Genomic DNA, 22631 nt, shown 5'->3' with positions numbered 1-22631 from the left:
GACGCGGCAACCGCCCTTCGCCAGATTGCGGGTATGACATCGCATCTGCCTTTTACCCGTCGCCTGTCCCGTTGCCCCGTTCCGCATGATGCCGATGCGGCAGAGGATGCAGCGGCGCGTTTTTCCGGTCTGTCCAAGGGCCTGCGCGATCTGCTGGCGGGCACGGCGGGGGGCAGCCCCTTTCTGGCCGACCTGATGCAGCGCGAGGAGGGCTGGCTGCGCGCGGCCTTTGCGCTGAGCCCCGAAACCGCGCTGGAGACCGAGCTTTTCCGCCTGCGCGATCTTCCGGCTGAGGGGTTGGGGGCAGAACTGCGCCGCGCCAAGCGCCGGGTGGCCCTGCTGGCGGCCCTTGCCGATCTGGGGGGCGTCTGGCCGCTGGAAACCGTCACCTCGGCGCTAACGCGGCTGGCCGATGGTGCCCTCTCGGTGGCATTGCGTCATCTGGTCGCCGATGAGATCCGCCGTGGCAAGATCCCCGGGGCCACGCCCGAGGATGCGGCGACGGCGGCAGGCATGGTGATCTTCGCCATGGGCAAGATGGGCGCGGGAGAGTTGAACTATTCCTCGGATATCGACCTGATCTGTCTTTTCGACGAAACCCGCTATCCGGGCAGCGACGCGCAAGAGGCCCGCGCAGCCTTCATCCGCGTCACCCGCAAGCTGTGTGCGCTGATCGCGGACCGCACGGATGAGGGGTATGTCTTCCGCACCGATCTGCGCCTGCGTCCCGATGCGGCGGTAACGCCCGTCTGCCTGTCGATGGCGGCGGCCGAGAACTACTATGAAAGCGTCGGCCGCACATGGGAGCGCGCGGCATGGATAAAGGCGCGGCCCTGTGCGGGCGATGTCGCGGCTGGCGAACGATTTCTGCGCACGCTGTCGCCGTTTGTCTGGCGCAAGCATCTGGATTTCGTGGCGATTCAGGACGCCCATGACATGCGCCTGCGGATCCGCGACCATCGCGGGCTGCATGGCCCGGTGCAGATCGAGGGTCATAACATCAAACTGGGCGTCGGCGGCATCCGGGAGATCGAGTTTTTCGTTCAGACCCGGCAATTGATTGCCGGGGGGCGCGACCCGTCGCTGCGCGACCGCACCACTCTGGGGGGGCTGGCGGCGCTGGCGCGCAAGGGCTGGCTGCCCGAGGCGACGGCCCGGGAACTGGCGACGCTTTATCGCGCGCATCGTGAGGTAGAGCATCGCCTGCAGATGGTGCATGACGCCCAGACGCAGGAAATGCCCGCCACCCCCAAGGGCGTTGCGCGCATTGCCCATCTGGACGGCGCGGCGGATGTCGCGACATGGCGCGCGGGGCTGAAGGCGCGGCTGGAACGGACGGATCATCTGACCGAGGGGTTCTTTGCCCCGGCCGAGGCCGAAGAAGGCCCGAACTTGTCAGAGACCGCACGCAAGATCGTCGAGGGGTGGAAAGGCTATCCGGCGCTGCGGTCAGAACGCGCTGGGGCGATTTTCCGCCGGGTGCGTCCGGGGCTTCTGACCCGCCTGCAGCGCGCGGCCAATCCCGATGAGGCGCTGATCGCCTTTGACGGCTTTCTGTCGGGCCTTCCGGCGGGGGTGCAGATATTTTCGCTGTTCGAGGCCAATCCGCAGCTTGTCGATCTGATCGTGGATATCGCTGCGACCTCTCCGGCGCTGGCGCGCTACCTGTCGCGCAATTCGGCGGTGCTGGATGCTGTGATCGGCGGCAGTTTCTTTTCCGACTGGCCCGGCGCGCGCGGGCTTGCTGCGGAACTGGGTGCGGCCCTGTCGGGCATCGAGGATTATGAGCGCAAACTGGATGCCGCGCGGCGCTGGATGAAGGAATGGCATTTCCGCGTCGGTGTGCATCTGCTGCGGGGCGTGATCGACGCCTTCGAGGCGGGCAAGCAATATGCCGATCTGGCCGAGGCGGTTCTGGTCGCGCTGTTTCCGGTTGTGGCCACGGAATTCGCGGGGCGGCACGGGCCGCCACCGGGGCGCGGCGCCTGCCTTCTGGGCATGGGCAGCCTTGGGGCGGGGCGGCTGAATGCCGGGTCCGATCTGGATGTCATCGTCATTTATGACGCGGGGGATGCGGAAGCGTCCGAGGGGCCGCGCCCGCTGGCCGTCCGGCCCTATTATGCGCGGTTCACGCAGGCGCTGGTGACCGCCGTCACCGCGCCGATGGCCGAGGGGCGGCTTTATGAACTGGACATGCGGCTGCGCCCCTCGGGGCGGCAGGGGCCGGTTGCCACCGCACTGGCCTCGTTCCGCAACTATCAGCTTGAAGAGGCCTGGACCTGGGAACATCTGGCGCTGACGCGGGCAAGGGTGCTGGCAGGGGATGCGGAACTGGGTGCCGAGGTCGAGGCCTTCCGGCGTGAGGTTCTGGCCGCCAAGGGGCAGGGCGACAGCGTGCTGACCGATGTGGCCGATATGCGCCGCAGACTGGCCGAGGCGAAACCGGCGCGCGGATCCTGGGAGGCAAGGAACGGCCCGGGCCGGCTGATGGATGTCGAGCTTCTGGCCCAGACCTGCGCGCTGCGCACGGGCGATCCGGCGCGGCGCATCGAGGCGCAACTGCGCGCGGGCGTCCGGGGCGCTATCCTGTCGCAAACGGATGAGCAGACCCTGCTGGACGCCTACAGACTGTGCTGGCGGCTGCAGGCGGGAACGCGGCTTCTGACCGAGGGGACGCTGGAAATGGCCGAACTGGGGGAGGGCGCACGGGCCTTCCTGCTGCGGGAGACGGGGCAGGGGACGGGGCCATCTGATCCCCATGCTGACGGGCAGAAGGCGGAAGGGCAGAAGGCGGAAGGGCAGAAGGCAGATGCCGCCGCCCTGTCCGACCGGCTGGAGACGGTGACGATAGCGGCGGCAGCGGTGATCGCACGCATTTTGCCTGCGAAGGAGACAGGACATGACGGATGAGGCGGACCCGAAAGGGCTGATCCGCGAAAGCTATCGGATCGAGGGGATCAGCACCGGCGAATGCCGCTCGATCTTTGTCGACTGGGCGCTGTCGCTGGGGCCTGCGATGACGCCGCCTGCGGCCATTGCCCTGCTGATCGCGCGCTATGCAGCGGCCAATCCCGGTCATCCGATGAATGCGGTCCTGTCCGACGGGCTGGAGGCCCCGCCCGAGGCGCGGCGGCGCGGCGGCAGGGCAGCGCGGGTCGCGGGCTGAGGCAGATTGGCCGGACATTTGACCTGCGCCCCGCTGGATCTGGCAGCGATCCTCGCAGCGAGGCCCTTTGTTTACAGGGCAGGATCTAACCTGTCGCGCTGCTTCGGGCCTGGTCGCGGCGGGGGCCAGCGCGAGGCCGCGCAAGTGCCGCAAGCGCCATGGGGCGGGCATTGCGCCGACATGGACTTACAGGGGGAGTCTTTGCGCTGGCGCATCCGACATTTGGCATCAGGGAATGAACCACCCGCTCCGGAGTGCTTGCGCCGCGCGGAGACCCGGCGGATGAGGATGTATCATGCGTGAGGTCTATTCCTATCAGTCCGATCCAGATATCCCCGGTTTCGATGACAGCAATCCTGTCGCGGTGATGGACGGCGAATGCGCGCTGTGCAGTTGGGGCGCGCGGATGATCCACCGGCTGGACCGCTCGGGACAGGTGCGGATCTGCCCGGTGCAAAGCCCGCTGGGTGCGGCGCTGTTGCGCCATTACGGTCTGGCGCCCGATGATCCGGCAAGCTGGCTGTTTATCGACCGGGGCGTGGCCCATCGCGATTTCGATGCGGTGCTGCAGGTTGGGCGGCGCCTTGGCGGTTGGGCAAGGCTGACCGGGGTGTTGCGGATCCTGCCCCGGGGCCTGCGCGACCGGCTGTATCGCTGGATCGCGCGCAACCGATATGCGATGTTCGGGCGCGCGGATCTGTGCGGCATCCCCGATCCCGCCTTTCAGAAACGGCTGTTGCGATGAAGGTGCTTGTTCTGGGCGGCTATGGCGTTTTCGGCGCGCGTCTGGCCCGGCTTTTGCATCGCGACGGGCATGAGGTCACGGTTGCGGGGCGCGATGCGGCACAGGCGCAGGCGCTGGCCGATGCGCTTGGCTGCCGGTTTCTGCGCATGGACCGGCAGGGGGATTTGCGCGCGCTGGCGCAATATCAGGTCGTGGTCGATGCCGCCGGTCCTTTCCATGCCTATGGCGACGATCCTTACCGCCTGCCGCGCGCGGCCATCGCGGCGGGGGTGCATTATCTGGATCTGGCCGATAATGCGCGGTTCTGTGCCGGAATTTCGGTCCTTGACCCCGAGGCGCGGGCGGCGGGGCTTTGCGTGCTGTCGGGCCTGTCTTCGGTTCCGGCCCTGTCCTCGGCAGCGGTGCGCGCGCTTTGTGCGGGTGAGGTGCCAAAGGCGATAGATATCGCCATCCTGCCCGGCAATCGCAGCCCGCGCGGTCTGTCGGTCATGGCCTCGATCCTGTCACAGGCAGGCCAGCCGATGCAGGTCTGGCGTGGCGGGCGCTGGCGGCCCGCGCGCGGCTGGTCCGCGCCGCGTGATTACCGCTTGCCCGGTGGCCTGATCCGGCAGGGCTGGCAGATCGAGGTGCCCGATCTTGCGCTGTTTCCGGTGCATTTCGGGGCCGGATCGGTGCAATTCCGGGCCGGGCTGGAACTGGCCGTCATGCGCTATGGTCTGGCGGCCTTTGCTTGGCTGCGCCGCTGGACCGGCCTGCCGCTGACCCCGGCCCTTCTGCGGGTCTTCAAGCGGGCGGCGGATCTGCTGGCGCCCTTCGGCACGGATCGCGGTGGCATGTCGGTGATGGTCGTCACCGGGCAGGAACGCCGTTTCTGGCGTCTGCTGGCCGAGGCGGGGGACGGCCCCTTTGTTCCGGCCATCGCGACGCGCGCCCTGCTGCGCCGTAGGGTGCTGCCGGTCGGGGCGGGGCCGGCGCTGGAGGCGGTAACGCTGGAGGAGGCCGAGGCCGCCATGGCCGATCTGGCCATCCGGGTGGAGCGGTTGACCGAACCGGCCCTGCCGCTGTTTCCCGGCGTTCTGGGGGGTGATTTCGCCACACTGCCCGACCCCGTGCGCCAGACCCATATGACGGTGGATATCAGCCATTGGCAGGGCGCGGCCTCGGTGCAGCGGGGGGCAGGGCTGTGGAGCCGGTTTCTGGGGCGGCTTTTCGGCTTTCCTCCGGCGGCCGGTCAGGTGCCGGTCGCGGTGACCAAGACCGTGACCGCGCGGGGGGAGCTGTGGCAACGGCGGTTTGGCACGCGGGTCTTCCGGTCTCGGCTGGCGTCAGTGCAGGGCGGTATGACCGAGCGTTTCGGTCCCTTCACCTTTCGCCTTGGGCTGAGGGTGCAGGAAGGCGCGCTGCACTTTCCGGTGCTGTCGGGACGGATCGGGCCACTTCCCTTGCCGCGCTGGTTGCTGCCCGTCTCGGTCGCGCGGGAATATGCCGAAGACGGGCGGTTCCGCTTCGATGTCAGGATCCTTGCGCCGGTGACGCAAGGCCTGCTGGTTCATTACCAAGGATGGCTTGCCGCCGAGACACCGCAACCGGGCCCCGGGGACGTCGTGACCCGGTAATCAGCGGGAAAGGTCAGCGCGGCAGGGCTGCGGCCTCGGCGGCCAGTTTCTCGATCCCAGCCCAGTCGCCTGCGGCCACCAGTCCAGCCGGGGCAACCCAGCTGCCACCGACGCAAAGCACGTTGGACAGACCCAGATAATCGCCTGCATTCTTAAGGCTGACACCGCCGGTGGGGCAAAAGCCAACCTGCGGGATCGGCGCGCCGATGGATTTCAGCGCAGGCGCCCCGCCCGAGGCCTCGGCCGGAAAGAATTTCTGCACCGTATAGCCCTTTTCCAGCAAGGCCATCACCTCGGTCGCGGTGGCGGCCCCGGGCAGCAACGGCAGCTCCGCCTCGGCGCAGGCCTCGAGCAGACGCTCGGTCGCACCGGGGGAAACGCCGAACTGCGCGCCTGCCGCCTTGGCGGCCTTCACATCGGCGGGGGTCAGCAGCGTGCCCGCCCCCACAACCCCGCCCGGCACCTCGGCCATGGCGCGGATCGCATCCAGAGCGGCGGGCGTGCGTAGCGTCACCTCCAGCGCGGGCAGGCCGCCCGCGACCAGCGCGCGGGCGAGGGCGGCGGCACTGGCCACATCCTCGATCACCAGAACGGGGATAACGGGGGCAAGGCGGCAGATCTCGGCGGCGCGGGCGGATTGTTCGGCAGGGGTCATGGCGGATCTCTCGGGTTGGGACAGGGCGGGGAAGATCGGGTAAGCAGGACAGGTCCGGGTTTAGCCTCGGCCCCCCCGGGCGGCAAGCCCGTCAGCCGAAGATCGCCGCCCCTTCGGTCGAGGGGCCGACGCCCCGGCGGAACGGTGCGAAAAGTTCCCGCCCGATGCCATATTGATTGCCTGACAGATCGGCGGTGACCGGGGTGCGGCTGTCCAGATCGACGCCGAGCACTTCAATCACGCCTGCGACCGCGTCCAGCCGGACGATATCGCCGTCGCGAAGCCGCGCCAGCGGGCCGTCGCAGGCCGCTTCGGGTGAGATATGGATCGCGGCGGGCACCTTGCCGGATGCGCCCGACATGCGGCCATCGGTCACCAGTGCGACCTTCAGCCCCCGGTCCTGCAAGACCGACAGCAGCGGTGTCAGCGAATGCAGTTCCGGCATCCCGTTGGCGCGCGGGCCCTGAAAGCGGACAACAACCACCGTATCCGTGGTGATTTCGCCCGCGCGGAAGGCGGCCTTCACCGCCTCTTGGTCGTGGAAGATGCGGGCCGGGGCCTCGATCACATGGCGTTCGGGGGCGACGGCGGACACTTTGATGACCCCGCGCCCCAGATTGCCAGAAAGCTGTTTCAGTCCGCCGACCTTCTGGAACGGATCGGCGGCGGGGCGCAGGATGCGGTCATTGTGGGTGGTGCCCGGCCCGTCCTCCCAGATCAGCGCACCATCCTTCAGCTTCGGTTCCCGCCGATAGGGGGCCAGACCCTCGCCCATCACGGTTTTCGCATCGGGGTGCAGAAGTCCGGCATCGAGCAATTCCCCGATCAGGAATTGCAGGCCACCCGCAGCGTGGAAATGGTTCACATCGGCCAGCCCGTTCGGGTAGACCTTGGCCATCAGCGGCACGGCATCGGAAATATCGGCGAAATCCTCAAGATCAAGGATCACCCCCGCCGCGCGCGCCATCGCGGGCAGATGCAGTACAAGATTGGTCGATCCGCCCGTCGCCATCAGCCCGACCATGCCATTGACGAAGGCGCGTTCATCCAGCACTTCACCGGCGGGCCGGAATTCATTGCCAAGGGCCGTGATCCGGGCCGCGCGTCCCACTGCCGCCGCAGTCAGCGCCGCGCGCAGATCGGTGCCGGGATTGACGAAACTGGTGCCCGGCAGATGCAGGCCCATGAATTCCATCAGCATCTGGTTGGTATTCGCGGTGCCGTAAAAGGTGCAGGTGCCCGGCCCGTGATAAGACGCCATTTCGGCCGCCATCAGCGCCTCGCGCCCGACCTCGCCCTTGGCAAAGGCGTTGCGCACGGCGGATTTCTCGTCATTGGGCATGCCCGAGATCATCGGCCCCGCGGGCACGAACAATGCCGGGACATGGCCGAAGGTGGCCGCCGCAATCACCAGCCCCGGCACGATCTTGTCGCAGACGCCAAGGTAAAGCGCGGCATCGAAACAGTTATGGCTAAGCGCGATGCCGGCGGCCATGGCGATCACATCCCGGGAAAACAGCGACAGCTCCATCCCCGGCTGGCCCTGCGTCACGCCATCGCACATCGCGGGAACCCCGCCCGCGACCTGCGCCGTGGCCCCGGCGGTGCGTGCGGCCTTGCGGATCAGGTCGGGATAGCTCTCGAACGGCTGATGCGCCGACAGCATGTCGTTATAGGCGGTCACGATCCCGATATTGGGCTGGCGCGCCTCAGACAGCCGGTCCTTGTCGGGGCCAGTCGCGGCATAGGCATGGGCCTGATTTCCACAGCTCAGATGCGCGCGCATCGGGCCCTTGGCGACTGCCTGCGCCATCCGGTCAAGATAGCGGCCCCGGCTGTCCTCGGACCGGGCGCGGATACGGTCGGTCACACGGGCGATGGTGGCGTTGAGGGTCATCCCTTGGCTCCTTCCGGCGGCGTTCATTCGGCATGCCGCACAGCGCCCATGGGGCGGAGGCGGCTGGATCCCATATATGTTAGCGCTAACGAGCGCAAAAGAAAAGGGGCTGGGGAGGGGTTGGGGAAAAGGCGAATGGCGGATGGCGGTATTCTGCCGGGGGTTGATCGTAGCCTGACGAAGGATTTTTGTGGTTCCGGAGCAACGATTGTTGCCGTTCTGGAAGCAATCTGACGAAAATGGCCCTTTGTTTCCCGATTTCGGCCGCATTCGGGTGACACTCCCTGCGGTGACCACGGGGCAGAACGCAACGGAAGGACCGCAAATGACCTGCACCAGAATACTTGCTGCCTTCGGGCTTTTATCGCTGCTGGGGGCCTGTGGCCCGGGCGATGTCGCATCCCGCAACCTGCCTGCGGCGACGGCGCTCAACACATCCGAAATTGCCTATCTGGACCGCGCCCCGGACCGCCGGGTGATCCTTGCGCCGCAATATGATGTGCGCGAGATCAATGTGACGGTGCCCGACGACCTGCGCGTCTCTGAGGCGAACATGTATTATCCGATGGCCGATATCGTCTGGCGCGGTGAGCCGCGCGGCGACCGGCATCAACAGGTGCGCGCGATCTTTGCCGAAGCCTTCGGCCTGGGCACGGGCCATATGAAATCGGGCCCGGCGGTGATCGTTGATGCCGAGGTCACGCGCTTTCACAGCCTGACCGAAAAGACGCGCTATACCTTCGGCGGCGTCCATGCGATCCGCTACAGGCTGACGCTGCGCGATGCCGCCAGCGGGGCGGTGATCGACGGGCCGCGTCTGATCGTGGCTGATGTCAAAGCCTCGGGCGGCAGCCGTGCGATTGCCGAGGATCAGGCCGGGCGCACGCAGCGGGTTGTGATCGTCGAGCGGCTGCGCGCGTCAATCCGGCAGGAACTGTCGCGCGTGACCGAGGAAGAGGCCCCGGTCGGCCGTGCCGCGACCGCCATCGCGCTGACGCCCGCACGGGTGATGGAACAGTCCCCGATCCCCTATTGACCGGCTGACGGGTCGGGGCTGCTGACCGGGGATGGAACCGCCGTGCCGGGGCATCGGCAGCCCTTTCCGGCGCGGCGTGAACGCGCTATGGGGGGCGCATGACCCGCCCCGATGATCCGCACAGCGCGCCCGCCCAACTCGCCCCCCCTGAACCCGGCCAACTGCCGGTCGTCCGCCTGCGGCCCAAGGCCGAGGCCCGGGCGATCCGCCATGGCTTCCCTTGGGTCTATGCCGATGAACTGGTCACCGACCGGCGCACGCAAGCACTGGCCCCCGGCGCGCTGGCCGTGCTTGAGGATGCTGACCGCCGCCCGCTGGGGCTTGTCACCGTCAATACCGCATCGCGCATCATCGCGCGGATGCTGGACCGTGACCCCGGGGCGGTGATCGACAAGGGCTGGTTTGCCGCCCGGATTGCCCGGGCGCAGGACCATCGCACAAGGCTCTATGACGCGCCATTCTACCGGCTGATCCATGCCGAGGCCGATGGATTGCCCGGCGTGGTGATCGACCGGTTCGGCGATGCGGCGGTGATCCAGCCCAATGCCGCATGGGCCGAGGCGCATCTGGACCTGCTGGCGGAGGCGCTGGCCGATGTGACCGGAGTGACGGTGATCCTGAAAAACGGATCGGGCCGGTCGCGGGGGCTTGAAGGCCTGCCCGAGGAAAGCGCGCTGCTGCTGGGGGCGCTGGAGGCCCCGGTACCGGTGCCGATGAATGGCGCGGTCTATATGGCCGATCTGCTGGGCGGGCAGAAAACCGGGCTGTTCTACGATCAGCGCCCGAACCATGCCTTTGCCGCGTCATTGGCCCGGGGCGGGCGGGTGCTGGATGTGTTTTCCCATGTCGGCGGCTTCGCGCTGGCCTGTCTGGCGGGCGGCGCCACTTCTGCGCTGGCGATCGACGGGTCAGCCCCGGCGCTTGCACTGGCCGACGCGGGGGCAAAGGCGGCCGGGATGGACGCGGCCTTTGCAACCCGGCAGGGCGATGCCTTTGCCGTGCTGGAGGATCTGGGACAAGAGGGCGCGCGCTTCGATCTGGTGATCTGCGATCCGCCTGCCTTCGCCCCCGCAAAACCCGCGCTTGAGGCGGGGCTGCGCGCCTATGAACGCATCGCGCGTCTGGCCGCACCTCTGGTGGCACCGGGGGGCTATATCGTCTTGTGCTCCTGTTCCCATGCCGCCGATCTGACCGCGTTCCGCAACGCCTGTGCGCGCGGGATCGGCCGGGGCGGGCGGCGCGGGCAGTTGATCCATACCGGGCAGGCGGGGCCGGACCATCCGGTTTTGCCGCAACTGGCCGAAAGCGGTTATCTCAAGGCGCTGTTCTTCCGGCTGGATGGCTGAGGCGCGACTGATGCGTTGTGTTCTCGATACCTGCGTGCTGTTTCCGGCGGTGATGCGTGAAGCGTTGTTTGCCGTTGCTGAAACCGAGGCCTTCACCCCGCTTTGGTCGGAGCGGATTCTAGGTGAATGGGACCGCGCCGGGGCGAAACACGGTCCGCTTCAGGGTCTGGCTGCGCGGGAGGCCGTGACACAGGCAAGACTGCGCTTTCCGGGGGCGATCGTGCCCGCCCAGCCGGGGCTCGAATCCCGCCTGCATCTGCCCGATGAGGCTGATATCCATGTGCTTGCCAGCGCCATCGCAGGCAGCGCCGATTGTATTGTCACGCTGAATGCCGCCGATTTTCCGCGCGGAACCCTGCGTGCCGAAGGTGTTGAGCGGCGCGACCCCGATGGATTGCTGTGGGAATTTTGGTCGCAGGACCCGGCAGGTGTGGGCGCGGCGCTGGAGACCTTGCGAAGAGAGGCCGAGGCGCGGGACGGTGTGCCGCGAGGCCTGACCGTAATGCTGAAACGGGCGGGGCTGACGCGGTTGGCCAAAGCGATGCGGCAGGACTGATCCGGGGGCCGGGGACCGCGCACAGGCGCAGATGTCGACCCGCCCGATTGCCCGGAATTCCGGGGCAATCGGTCGCGCCCGGGCCACAAGGGCTGTCGCAGCGCGCCGGGACGTCCTATATGCCGGTCAGACCCTTGCCCCGACCGCTTGCGCCCGGACCCGCGCGCGGCTAGGGTGCCGCGCGACAAAAACCGGGGGAAAACCCCGCCGATCAGGAGTTCTAACGCATGTTCGTAACGCCCGCATACGCTCAGGCCGCCGGTGGCGGCGCCGCCGCCTTCACCTCTTTCGTGCCGCTGATCCTGATCTTTGCGATCATGTATTTCCTGCTGATCCGTCCGCAGCAGAAGAAGCTGAAGGAACACAAGGCCATGGTCGAGGCGCTGCGCCGCGGTGATCAGGTGCTGACGCAGGGCGGCATCGTCGCCAAGGTCACCAAGGTCATGGAAGACGGCATGCTTGAGGTCGAGATCGGCGATGGCGTCAAGGTCAAGGTGCTGCGTCATACCATCGTGCAGGTGATGTCCAAGACCGAGCCGGCCGCGGCCTGAGAAAGCGATACCGATGTTGCAGATCCCGCTCTGGAAGCGTGTGCTGATCCTGTCGCTCTGTGCGCTTGGGGTCATGCTGACGCTGCCCAACCTGTTCTATTCCCGTGTGGAAGGACATAATGACGCCAGAGCCGCCGTCGAGATGGCGGGCGGGGTCGCAACAGCGGAACAGCAGGCGGCGATTGACGCCTGGCCCGAATGGATGCCCACCTCGCTGCTCAATCTGGGGCTGGACCTGCGGGGCGGGGCGCATCTGCTGGCCGAGGTGCAGGTCGCCGATGTCTATGCGGCGCGCATCGACGGCATGTGGCCCGAGGTCCGCGACACGCTGCGCGATGTGCGCGATCAGGTCGGCAATGTCCGCCGCCAGCCCAGTGTGCCGGGCGTGCTGCGGGTTGCTGTCTCGAACCCTGATGGCATGGCGGTCGCGCTGGAACAGGTGCGCCAGCTGGCGCAGCCGGTCGTTACCCTGACCGGCATGGGGCAGAACGATATCGAGGTCACCGCCGAGGGCGATGAGATCGTCGTGCAGCTTTCCGAAGCGGAACGTGAGGCGACCGATGACCGCACGATCCAGCAAAGCCTTGAGATCATCCGCCGCCGCGTCGATGAGGTCGGCACACGCGAACCCACGATCCAGCGTCAGGGCGCCGACCGCATCCTGATTCAGGTTCCGGGCATCGGGTCGGCTGGTGAGTTGAAGGCGCTGATCGGCACGACCGCGAAACTGACCTTCCATCCGGTTATCGGCTCGGGTTCCGATGCCGGGGCCGATCCGGGGGCGCGCAACCTGCTACTGCCCTCGATGGATGAACCGGGGCGGTTCTATATCGTCGAACAGGCGCCGGTCGTCACCGGTGAGGAACTGGTCGATGCGCAGCCCGCCTTTGACCAGAACAACCGCCCCGCAGTGAGTTTCCGCTTCAATCCGTCGGGCGCGCGGAAATTCGGCGATTACACCGCGATGAATATCGGCAGCCCATTTGCCATCGTGCTGGATGACGAGGTGATCTCTGCCCCCGTGATCCAGAGCCATATCGCAGGCGGATCCGGCATCATCACCGGGCGGTTCTCGGTGGACGAATCGACCGAACTGGCGGTGCTGCTGCGGGCGGGTGCCTTGCCTGCGGAGATGACCTTTCTTGAAGAACGCACCGTCGGCCCCGAGCTGGGGCAGGACAGTATCGAGGCGGGCCGCATCGCGGCGCTGGTCGCGATGGCGTCGGTGCTGGTCTTCATGATCGCCTGCTATGGCTGGTTCGGGGTGCTGGCGACGGTGGCGCTTGGCTTCAACGTGGCGCTGATCTTCGGCACGCTGTCGGCCATTGGTGCCACATTGACCCTGCCGGGGATTGCCGGGATCGTGCTGACCATCGGCATGGCGGTGGATGCCAATGTGCTAGTGTTCGAACGGATCCGCGAGGAGCTGAAGACCGCGCGCGGTCCGGCCCGGGCGATCGAACTGGGCTATGAAAAGGCGCTTTCGGCGATCATCGACGCCAATATCACCACCTTCATCACCGCCACGATCCTGTTCATGGTGGGTTCGGGACCGGTGCGCGGCTTTGCGGTGACACTGGGCATCGGCATTCTGACCTCGGTCTTCACGGCCATTTTCGTGACCCGCCTGCTTGTCGTGACGTGGTATGAACGCCGCCGTCCCAAGACCATCGTCGTTTAAGGAGGCCCCGGATGCGGCTCAGACTGGTTCCAGAGACGACCAATATCAATTTCTTCGGCTATGCGCCGGTCACTTTCGGGGCCTCCATCGTGATGATGCTGGCATCACTGGCCGTTGTGCTGACGATGGGGCTGAATTTCGGCATCGACTTTCGCGGCGGCACGACGATCCGCACCGAAAGCCCGCAGGTGGTGGATGTCGGCGCCTATCGCACCGCGCTGACCCCGCTGGAGCTTGGGGATGTCTCGATCACCGAGGTGTTCGATCCCGCCTTCGGCGATGACCGCAATGTCGCGATGATCCGCATTCAGGCGCAGGAAGGGTTTGAGGCGGTGACGCCCGAAACCCTGCTGCTGGTCGAAGAGGCCCTGACCGGGCATGACCCCGCGATCACCTTCGCCTCGGTCGAAAGCGTCGGGCCCAAGGTGTCGGGAGAGCTGATCTGGTCTGCCGTGATGGCCGTGCTGGGGGCGACCGGCGCGATCCTGATCTATATCTGGCTGCGCTTCGAATGGCAGTTCGCGGTGGGGGCGGTTTTCGCGCTGGTGCATGATGTCGTGGTGACGGTGGGGGTCTTTGCCCTGCTCCAGATCCGCTTTGACCTTGCGGTTATCGCGGCGCTGCTGACAATCTTGGGCTATTCAATCAACGATACCGTTGTGGTCTTCGACCGGCTGCGGGAAAACCTGATCAAGTTCAAGACCAGGCCGCTGATCGATGTGATGAACCTTTCGGTGAACGAAACGCTCAGCCGGACGCTGATGACCTCGATTACCACGCTGCTGGCGCTTGGCGCGCTGCTGGCGCTTGGCGGCGATGTGATCCGGGGCTTTACCTTCGCGATCTTCTTCGGCGTGATCATCGGCACCTATTCCTCGGTTTTCGTGGCCAAGAACATTGTTCTGTATCTGGGGGTCAACCGCGATCCGAAGAAGAAGGACAGTGCGGCGGGCACGAATTTCTCGGATGTGGATGCCTGAGGCAAACGGATGCGCTTGACCGAAATCAGCTATGGATCCGCCCAGCCGGTCGACGGCTATGGCCCGGGCTTTTTCCGCATTGCGGGGCGGGTTCTAGAAGGGCCTGTCCTTGTCACGCCCTGGGATGCCGGGCCCTGGGGCGGCTATGGCGACACTGCGGCGCCGCTGTCGCTGGCCGGGCGGATCGACGTTCTGTTCCTTGGCACCGGGGCCGAGATCGCCCATGCCCCCGCCGAGTTCCGCGCGGCGCTGGAAGAGGCGGGCATCGGCATCGAGGTGATGAATTCGCCCGCTGCCTGCCGCACCTACAATGTGCTTTTGTCCGAAGGGCGGCGCATTGCACTGGCTTTGCTGCCGGTCTGACAGGCGGGCGGGGGCAGGGCCGGGCAGCCCCGGCGTCAGGCCCCAATGGGGCCTTGAATCCGCCCCGATGCGGGCGCATCATCGGACAGGATGCGCACAGGTTGACAGTCGCGATATGCGGCACCAGATAAGCTCTTCCATGAGGGGAAGCCGCGTGTTGCCGACCATCGGGACCATGGCCTTCCTGCCAGTAAAGGAAACAAGATGACCGAAACGACCAATCCCAGCCATCCGGTGCTTCCGCTGCGCGACATTGTGGTTTTTCCCCACATGATCGTGCCGCTGTTCGTCGGGCGGGAAAAATCGGTGCGCGCACTGGAAGAGGTGATGGCCGAGGATCGCCAGATCCTGCTGTCCAGCCAGATCGACCCCACGCTTGATGATCCGACCACTGATGGCATCTACCGCGTGGGCGTGCTGGCTAATGTGCTGCAGCTGCTGAAACTGCCCGATGGCACGGTCAAGGTGCTGGTCGAGGGCAAGACCCGCGTGCGCGTGACCGGCTTCATCGACAATTCCCGCTTTTTCGAGGCGCAGGCCGCCGAACTGGAAGAGACCCCCGGCGATGGCGATACCGTCAATGCGATGGTGCGCGCCGTGGCCGAGGAATTCGAACGCTACGCCAAGATCAAGAAGAACATCCCCGAAGAGGCCGTTGCCGCCGTTTCGGAAACGCGTGAACCTGCCCGTCTGGCCGATCTGGCCGCCGGTCATCTGGGGATCGGCGTCGGCGACAAGCAGGCGCTGCTGGAAACGCTGGATGTGGCTGAGCGTCTGGAAAAGGTTTACGGCCATATGCAGGGCGAAATGTCCGTCCTGCAGGTGGAGAAAAAGATCAAGTCCCGCGTCAAGACGCAGATGGAGCGGACGCAGCGCGAATATTACCTGAATGAGCAGATGAAGGCCATTCAGAAGGAACTGGGCGACGGGGAGGACGGCCAGAACGAGGTCGCTGAACTGGAAGAGCGGATCGCCAAGACCCAGCTTTCGAAAGAGGCGCGCGACAAGGCCGAGGCCGAGGTCAAGAAGCTGAAAACCATGAGCCCGATGAGCGCCGAGGCGACCGTCGTGCGCAACTATCTTGACTGGCTGCTGGGCGTTCCGTGGGGTGTCAAATCCCGCATGAAGAAAGATCTGGGTGCCGCGCAGAAGGTGCTGGATGCCGACCATCACGGGCTGGAAAAGGTCAAGGAACGTATCGTCGAATATCTGGCGGTGCAGGCGCGTTCGGCCAAGCTGAAGGGCCCGATCCTGTGCCTTGTCGGCCCTCCGGGCGTCGGCAAGACCAGTCTCGGGCGGTCGGTGGCCAAGGCCACGGGGCGTGAATTCATCCGCATCAGCCTTGGCGGCGTGCGCGACGAATCCGAGATTCGGGGCCACCGCCGCACCTACATCGGCTCGATGCCCGGCAAGATCATTCAGGCGCTGAAAAAGGCCAAGACCACCAACCCGCTGATCCTTCTGGATGAGATCGACAAGATGGGGCAGGATTTCCGGGGCGATCCGGCAAGTGCCATGCTGGAGGTGCTGGACCCGGAACAGAATGCGACCTTTGTCGATCACTATCTTGAGGTCGAATATGACCTTTCGAACGTGATGTTCCTGACCACGGCCAACAGCTACAACATGCCGTCGCCGCTGCTGGACCGGATGGAGATCATTCCGCTGGCGGGCTATACCGAAGATGAAAAGCGCGAGATCGCGAAACAGCACCTGATCCCCAAGCAGATCAAGAACCATGGTCTGAAGAAGGGCGAATTTGCCGTGACCGATCCGGCGCTGACCGAGATGATCCGCACCTATACCCGCGAGGCGGGTGTGCGGAACCTTGAACGCGAACTTGCAAAACTTGCGCGCAAGGCGGTCACGGAAATCGTCAAGGGCAAGACGAAGTCGGTCGAGGTGACGCCCGAGCGGCTGGAAGGCTTCCTTGGGGTGAAGCGGCACCGCTATGGTCTGGCCGAGAAGGAAGACCAGATCGGCGTTGTCACCGGTCTGGCCTGGACGTCGGTCGGGGGTGAGTTGCTGTCCATCGAGGCGCTGCGCCTGCCGGGCAAGGGCCGGATGAAGACCACCGGCAAGCTGGGCGATGTGATGAAGGAAAGCATTGATGCCGCGTCGAGCTTTGTGCGGTCGATCAGCCCGGAAATCGGGGTGAAGCCGCCGAAATTCGAAACGGTGGATATCCATGTTCACGTTCCCGAGGGGGCAACCCCCAAGGACGGGCCAAGTGCCGGCATCGCGATGGTCACCTCGATCGTGTCGGTGCTGACCCAGATCCCGGTGCGCAAGGATATCGCCATGACCGGTGAGGTCACGCTGCGCGGCAATGTTCTGGCCATCGGCGGCCTGAAGGAAAAGCTGCTGGCGGCCTTGCGGGGGGGCATCAAGACCGTGCTGATCCCGCAGGACAATGAAAAGGACCTGACCGAGATCCCGGACAATGTGAAGGCGGGGCTGACAATCATTCCGGTCGCCAATGTCCGCGATGTGATCGCAAGAGCGCTGGTGCGCCAGCCTGAACCGGTCGAATGGGACGAGGCCGCCGAAGAGGCCGCCGCCGCCGCCCGTCGCGCGGCGGGCGATGCGGGACCGCAGGCCACGGCGCATTGAGCCGCTGACGCAATGTCACGGCGCATTTATGCGGCGCTGACAGAATGAATGGGGGCGGCGCGGGAAACCGTGCCGCCCTTTGCGTTTGAAGGGGGCAGGGGCGGGCTGCATCCCGCAGCCCTTGCAAGGCCGGGATATCCGAAATCGGCGGGCGCCATGCTGCGGGCAGTTTCCAGATCCCGGATTCTGCCCTAATGTCCGATCCGAATCCGCGTGAAAAGAACGGACAACGCCATGCCCAACTCCAAATCTGACCCGAACAAACCCGCCGCGACCCCGGCCCGGACGCGCAGCAGCGCCGCCAAGGCTGGCACTGCGAAAAAGCCTGCGGCGAAGGCAGCCACGCCTTCCGCCAAGGCCAGCCCCGCCCGCCGCAGCCCTGCACGCAAACCCGCAGCAGCCGCTGAAATCCCCGCCGCTGCCGCAGTCCCCCTGCGCGAGACGGCCAAGGCCGCTTTGGACAAAGCTGCCGCGACACCGGCCCCCGACATGGGCGCCGAAAACGCCGATGCCGACAAGACCGAGGCGGTGACGCTGAAGAAAAAGGAACTTCTGTCCCGCGTCGCCGATCTGTCCGGTGCCAAGCGCAAGGATGTGAAACCTGTCCTCGAAGCCGCCCTTCGCGTGCTGGGTGAGGCGCTGTCAAAGGGCGAGGAACTGAACCTGCCGCCCTTGGGCAAGGTCAGGGTCAACCGGTCGAAATCCGACGCAGGAACCGATATCCTGACGCTGCGCCTGCGCCGCGACACGGGTGGAAAAAGCGAAGAAAAGGGGGGCAAAGAGGGTCTTGCGTCGGAAGGCGAAGACGACTAAACCGCCCCCGATGGGTGATTAGCTCAGTGGTAGAGCGCTTCGTTCACATCGAAGATGTCAGCGGTTCAAATCCGTTATCACCCACCATTTTCCCTTTTGCGCAATACGGCCGGGCCCCGGGGAATGTTTCCGGGTCGACTGACCCTGACCGGGCGTTTCAGCCGCCGGTAAACACTCCTCCGGCGGGGTCACGGTCGCCTTCAAGACCCTACCATGACCTTCGGCCATTCGCAGACAGGAGCCTTGCCCATGCCTGATAGTCCCAACAGCGCGGATATCCCCGACAGCCTCGTGCGCCGCACGCCCTGGCCGCAATCGGCCAGCCGCGCGGTGGGAACACCGCTGCAGCCCTCGGTCGTTTATGCCTCGGACACGCCCGATCAGCTGGACGCGCAATATGAGGGGCGGGTAAAAGGCTATACCTATGCGCGCGAGGGCCATCCCAATGCCGAGGTGCTGGCCGCCAAGATCGACGCGCTGGAAGGGGCGACGGGCGGGCTGATTGTCGGCTCGGGCATGGCGGCGGTGACGGCGGCGCTGATGGGGCTCTTGGGGGCGGGGGATCATGTCATCGGCGGCGATCAGCTTTATGGCCGGTCCCTTCGCCTGATGATGCAGGATCTGCAGCGGTTCGGGATTGCCACATCGCTGGCCGATCCGACCGATGCGGCGGCGGTCGCGGCGGCGATCCGGCCCGAAACCCGGATGATCCTGATCGAGACCGTGTCGAACCCCACGCTGCGGCTGGCCGATCTGGAGGGCATTGCCGCAATCACCCGGGCGCGGGGGATCCTGCTGGCGGTGGACGCCACATTCACCACGCCGCGCGCGCTGCGGGTGCTGGATCATGGCGCCGATATCGTCATCCATTCGGTGACGAAGCTGCTGGCCGGGCATTCGGACGCGACGTTGGGTTATGTCGCGGCACGCGATCCTGCCCATCGCAAGGCGATCTATGATTTCGCGGTGACAACAGGGCTGACGCCATCGCCCTTCGATTGCTGGCTGGCGGAACGGGGGCTGCATTCCTTCCATCTGCGCTATGACCGGGCCGAGGCGAATGCAGCACGGCTTGCCGATCATCTGGCCGGGCTGACGGGGGTGCGGCGCGTGCTTTACCCGCTGCGCCCCGACCATCCGGACCACAACCGCGCGGTGGGTCTGCTGGGGGCGCGTGGCGGCAATATGGTGTCGTTTGAACTGACGGGCGGGCGGGCCGCCGCCAATGCCCTGACCCGCGCGATGCCCGATCTGGCCTTTGCGCCGACATTGGGTGATATCGGCACGACCCTGTCCCATCCCGCCTCTTCCTCGCATCGGGCTGTGGCGCCCGAGGCCCGGCAGCAGATCGGCATTTCCGAAGGCTTCTTCCGGATTTCCGTCGGATGTGAGGATATCGACCTGCTGCTGGCAGAATTCGGGCGCGGGGTTGCTGCGGCGGCGTCAGTGGCGGACTGATCGCCCGAGGCGCTTGTATCGGGCCGCGGCCCGGGCCAGTCTGCGCCGCAGAACCGCCAAGCGGAGGGACCAGATGCTGGACCGTATCCTTGAAGCCGTGCCCCTGCCCGCCGTGCTGGTGGATCGGGAGGAACGCCTGGTGCTTGTCAATCACGCTGCCGAGACCCTGCTGGGGACGGCGGCGAAGGGGCGGCTTTATCCGACCGCGCTGCGGCAGGCCCCTGTGCAGGCTGCCATCGAGGCCGCCCTGTCGGCCGGGCTGACCGGGCAGGCGCGGCATGTGGTGCAGCAGGGCGCATCCGAAACCGTCTATCGCGTCAGCGTGACCGCCATCGAGGAAGGCGCGCTGTGCATCTTCGAGGATATCAGCGAACCCGAACAGATCGCCCAGATGCGGCGCGATTTCGTGGCCAATGTCAGCCATGAATTGCGCACCCCCCTTACCGCGCTTCTGGGCTTCATCGAGACCCTGCAGGGCGCCGCGCGTGAGGATCCCGTCGCGCGCGACCGGTTCCTGTCGGTCATGGCGCGTGAGGCGGGGCGGATGAACCGTCTTGTCGGCGATCTTCTGTCGCTCAGCCGCGTCGAGGCGCAGGAGCGTGTCCGCCCGACCGGGCAGGTCGACATCGCCGCATTGATCCGCCGGGTTGCCTCGGATCTGCGGCCCATGGCCATGTCGGTGGGGGTCGCTTTTGACATGCGCGGCACCGAAGGGGAGGTGCCGCTGCGCGGCGATGCCGACCAGTTGACGCAGGTTCTGGCCAATCTGATGGAAAACGCGGTGAAATACGGCGCGCCGGGCAAGACCGTGCATGTCGATCTGTCCCGCGCGCTGCAGGAACCGGGGATGCGCGGCCCGGTCTACCGCATCGCGCTGCGCGATGAGGGGGAGGGGATCGACCCGATCCACCTGCCGCGCCTGACCGAACGCTTTTACCGTGTGGACAGCCACCGGTCCCGCGAACAGGGCGGCACCGGGCTGGGGCTGGCCATCGTCAAACATATCCTGAACCGCCATCGCGGGCGGCTGCGCATCGAAAGCGAACCGGGCAAGGGGTCGGTCTTTACCGTGATCCTGCCTGATGATCTGGGCCCCGGGACAGAATGACCGTGCGAGGGGGACCGGACCTGAATGATGGGGCCCCTGTGTTGGGGCCGGAGCGATGGCGCGAGTTTGGCGCTCAGCCTCCGCTCCGGTCTGTTTCGATGATCGAACGGTTGAGATCCATCATTGCCGCCATCGCGCGGTGCGCGCCTTCGGGGTCGCGGGCGGCAATCGCCTCGGCCACGGCGATATGACCTTCGCGGCTGACTTTTTCATTCTTCGGATTGACCACGCCGAATTCATAGGACACCCGCAGCATGGTCAGGATCAGCTGCCGCATCTGCCGCATCACGCTGTTCTTGGTCATGTCGAACAGCGTGACATGGAACTGACAGTCGGCGGCGAACAGCGCTTCGACATCCACCTCACCGGGATGGATCGCATTGGCGGCGGCAAGCAGCAGCCGCGTTTCACCCTCGGTCGCGCGCCTTGCGGCAAGGGCCGCCGCCGCCGGTTCCAGAATGCTGCGCAATTCGGTGGTTTCGGCAAAGATACGCCGGATGCGCGGATGCGCGGGGTCATGCCATGATACCACATCGCCGTCGGTCAGGTTCCATTCATCGACCGGACGCACCCGCGTTCCATAGCGCCGCGCGGTGCGCAGAAGTCCCTTGCCCGACAAGACCTTGACCGCGTCACGCACGGTGGCACGGCTAACCCCCAGCGAGGTGGCAAGCTCTTCCTCCGTCGGCATGACCGCCTCGGGCAGATAGACATCATTGGTGATCCGGCGCCCCAGAACCTCGACCGCCTGCCGCGCCGCGCCGGTGGGCAGGGATGAGGCAAGTTCATTCGGAATCCTGAGCACGAGACGCGGCGGCGCTGCGTCTTCGCCAGTCGGAAGATTGCGGTTCAAAGGCTCAACCCATCTTTACATATGATCTAGAAAGCGGCATCCTGCCTCTATGTAGCGCCACATGGCCTGCACTGGCAACGCTCGGACAGCAAGCATCAAGACCTGCGCCTGACCTGCCGGACATATGGAGGAGGATCCAATGACCCTGACGACCGCGTTCCGCGCGGCGGCTATGGCTGCCGCAACCTCGCTGCTTGGCCTTTCCGGCGCTGCGGCAACCGAGATCAAGTTCGGGATCGGCATGCCCGAGGGGGACTCCCCCGAATACAATGCCCTTGTCCGTTTCAAGGACTATGTCGAGTTCAAGACCAATGGCGAGATCACCGTGCGGCTGTTCCCCAACAACCAGTTGGGCGGTGAGCGCGAGATGATCGAGATGGTCCAGCAGGGCAGTCTGGAACTCAGCCTGCCGGCCGATGGGGCGATGGCGGGATTCTATCCGCCGATGCAGGTCTGGTCGGTTCCCTATCTCTTCGAATCCGCGCCGCTGGCCTGGAAAGTGCTGGAAAGCGATTTTGCCGAGCGCATGAAGGCCGATATGCTGGAAACGACGGGCATCCGCGCGCTGGCCTTTTCGCAGAACGGGTTCCGGTCCTTCACCAACAATGTCCGTCCGCTGGTCAATCCCGAGGATATGGCAGGGCTGAAGATCCGCACGATGGAAAGCCCGGTCTATATGGAAATGGTCAATTCTCTGGGGGCGACCGCCGTGCCGATCAGCGGCGCCGAGGTGGTGATGGCGCTGCGTCAGGGCGTGGTGGACGGGCAGGAAAACCCGCCTGCGGTGGTCTATACCGGCGGTCATGGTGAAGTGCAGAAATACTATACGCTGAACGAACACACGTTCGGCCTGCATGTCATCATCGCCAATGAGGCGTGGTTCGCCGCGCTTGATCCCGGGCATCAGCAGGTGATCCGCGATGCGGCCAGCCTGATGGCCTGGACCGAAAACCTGCAGAAAACCGAAGGCGACTGGCGCTACAGCCGCCGTCTGGCCGAGGAACTGGGCATGGAAATCCATGTCTCGACCCCCGCCGAAAAGGCGGCTTTCAAGGAAATCACCCAGCCGCCTGTCCTGACCTTCATCCGCAGCCGGGTCGGCGATGAACTGGTCGATGACCTGATCGCAACGGTCGACGCCGCCAAGGCCGAGCTTTACGGCGAGTGAACCGGCCCCGGCCCGCAGCCCGGTCC

Annotated in this window: 19 protein-coding genes and 1 tRNA gene; 17 read left to right on the top strand and 3 right to left on the bottom strand. The window is 65.8% G+C overall.

The window, feature by feature from the left end; all coding sequences use genetic code 11:
• Window positions 1-33 precede the first annotated feature (33 nt).
• From JL811_RS11770 to JL811_RS11755, 4 genes are all read left to right on the top strand, one after another.
• Window positions 34-2910, top strand: a complete 2877-nt coding sequence (locus JL811_RS11770; protein ID WP_202688810.1) for a [protein-PII] uridylyltransferase family protein — start codon at window positions 34-36, stop codon at window positions 2908-2910.
• Complete coding sequence (locus JL811_RS11765; protein WP_202688809.1) at window positions 2900-3166, top strand: hypothetical protein; 267 nt, start codon at window positions 2900-2902, stop codon at window positions 3164-3166. The genes JL811_RS11770 and JL811_RS11765 overlap by 11 nt, the downstream gene beginning before the upstream one ends.
• 295 nt (window positions 3167-3461) lie before the next feature.
• Complete coding sequence (locus JL811_RS11760; protein WP_202688808.1) at window positions 3462-3911, top strand: thiol-disulfide oxidoreductase DCC family protein; 450 nt, start codon at window positions 3462-3464, stop codon at window positions 3909-3911.
• On the top strand, window positions 3908-5527 hold the full coding sequence (locus JL811_RS11755) for a saccharopine dehydrogenase family protein (protein ID WP_202688807.1): 1620 nt from the start codon (window positions 3908-3910) through the stop codon (window positions 5525-5527). Before JL811_RS11760 ends, JL811_RS11755 begins: the two co-directional genes overlap by 4 nt.
• A gap of 13 nt (window positions 5528-5540) precedes the next feature.
• Here JL811_RS11755 and eda read toward each other — a convergent pair whose 3' ends face one another.
• Window positions 5541-6182, bottom strand: a complete 642-nt coding sequence (gene eda, locus JL811_RS11750) for a bifunctional 4-hydroxy-2-oxoglutarate aldolase/2-dehydro-3-deoxy-phosphogluconate aldolase (protein ID WP_202688806.1) — start codon at window positions 6180-6182, stop codon at window positions 5541-5543.
• 91 nt (window positions 6183-6273) lie between these two features.
• The gene (edd, locus tag JL811_RS11745; RefSeq protein WP_202688805.1) at window positions 6274-8079 is read right to left on the bottom strand and encodes a phosphogluconate dehydratase; all 1806 of its coding nucleotides are present in this window, start codon (window positions 8077-8079) and stop codon (window positions 6274-6276) included.
• Window positions 8080-8404: 325 nt separating this feature from the next.
• On the opposite strand from edd, the gene JL811_RS11740 reads away from it, so the two are divergent.
• From JL811_RS11740 to JL811_RS11685, 12 genes are all read left to right on the top strand, one after another.
• Window positions 8405-9115, top strand: coding sequence for a DUF6778 family protein (locus JL811_RS11740; protein ID WP_202688804.1), 711 nt, complete (start codon window positions 8405-8407; stop codon window positions 9113-9115).
• A gap of 98 nt (window positions 9116-9213) precedes the next feature.
• A complete protein-coding gene (locus tag JL811_RS11735) occupies window positions 9214-10461 on the top strand; it encodes an RSP_2647 family RNA methyltransferase (protein ID WP_202688803.1) in 1248 nt (415 codons plus the stop codon).
• Window positions 10462-10471: 10 nt separating this feature from the next.
• The gene (locus JL811_RS11730; RefSeq protein WP_202688802.1) at window positions 10472-11017 is read left to right on the top strand and encodes an RSP_2648 family PIN domain-containing protein; all 546 of its coding nucleotides are present in this window, start codon (window positions 10472-10474) and stop codon (window positions 11015-11017) included.
• 227 nt (window positions 11018-11244) lie between these two features.
• Complete coding sequence (yajC, locus tag JL811_RS11725) at window positions 11245-11568, top strand: preprotein translocase subunit YajC (RefSeq protein WP_202688801.1); 324 nt, start codon at window positions 11245-11247, stop codon at window positions 11566-11568.
• A 13-nt stretch (window positions 11569-11581) separates the two neighbouring features.
• A complete protein-coding gene (gene secD, locus JL811_RS11720) occupies window positions 11582-13249 on the top strand; it encodes a protein translocase subunit SecD (protein WP_202688800.1) in 1668 nt (555 codons plus the stop codon).
• An 11-nt stretch (window positions 13250-13260) separates the two neighbouring features.
• A complete protein-coding gene (gene secF, locus JL811_RS11715; RefSeq protein ID WP_202688799.1) occupies window positions 13261-14229 on the top strand; it encodes a protein translocase subunit SecF in 969 nt (322 codons plus the stop codon).
• A gap of 9 nt (window positions 14230-14238) precedes the next feature.
• Window positions 14239-14592: an Mth938-like domain-containing protein gene (locus JL811_RS11710; protein ID WP_202688798.1), complete on the top strand. Its 354-nt coding sequence runs from the start codon at window positions 14239-14241 to the stop codon at window positions 14590-14592.
• Between the two features lie 204 nt (window positions 14593-14796).
• Entirely contained in the window at window positions 14797-17205 is a 2409-nt protein-coding gene (lon, locus tag JL811_RS11705; protein ID WP_202688797.1) for an endopeptidase La, read from the top strand.
• Window positions 17206-17439: 234 nt separating this feature from the next.
• The gene (locus JL811_RS19970) at window positions 17440-18018 is read left to right on the top strand and encodes an HU family DNA-binding protein (protein WP_237684932.1); all 579 of its coding nucleotides are present in this window, start codon (window positions 17440-17442) and stop codon (window positions 18016-18018) included.
• A 12-nt stretch (window positions 18019-18030) separates the two neighbouring features.
• Window positions 18031-18105 (top strand) — tRNA-Val (locus JL811_RS11695).
• A gap of 162 nt (window positions 18106-18267) precedes the next feature.
• Entirely contained in the window at window positions 18268-19476 is a 1209-nt protein-coding gene (locus tag JL811_RS11690; protein ID WP_202688796.1) for a trans-sulfuration enzyme family protein, read from the top strand.
• A gap of 73 nt (window positions 19477-19549) precedes the next feature.
• The gene (locus tag JL811_RS11685; RefSeq protein WP_202688795.1) at window positions 19550-20584 is read left to right on the top strand and encodes an ATP-binding protein; all 1035 of its coding nucleotides are present in this window, start codon (window positions 19550-19552) and stop codon (window positions 20582-20584) included.
• 73 nt (window positions 20585-20657) lie between these two features.
• On the opposite strand, the gene JL811_RS11680 is transcribed toward JL811_RS11685, so the two are convergent.
• Window positions 20658-21437, bottom strand: a complete 780-nt coding sequence (locus JL811_RS11680; protein WP_202688794.1) for a FadR/GntR family transcriptional regulator — start codon at window positions 21435-21437, stop codon at window positions 20658-20660.
• A gap of 139 nt (window positions 21438-21576) precedes the next feature.
• Between JL811_RS11680 and JL811_RS11675 the strand changes: the two genes are divergently transcribed.
• Window positions 21577-22605, top strand: a complete 1029-nt coding sequence (locus JL811_RS11675) for a DctP family TRAP transporter solute-binding subunit (RefSeq protein WP_202688793.1) — start codon at window positions 21577-21579, stop codon at window positions 22603-22605.
• The last annotated feature ends 26 nt before the right edge of the window (window positions 22606-22631 follow it).

It is taken from the genome of Szabonella alba (genome assembly GCF_016765775.1).
GTDB classification, from domain to species: domain Bacteria; phylum Pseudomonadota; class Alphaproteobacteria; order Rhodobacterales; family Rhodobacteraceae; genus Szabonella; species Szabonella alba.
This window is presented reverse-complemented; position numbering and strand designations above follow the sequence as displayed.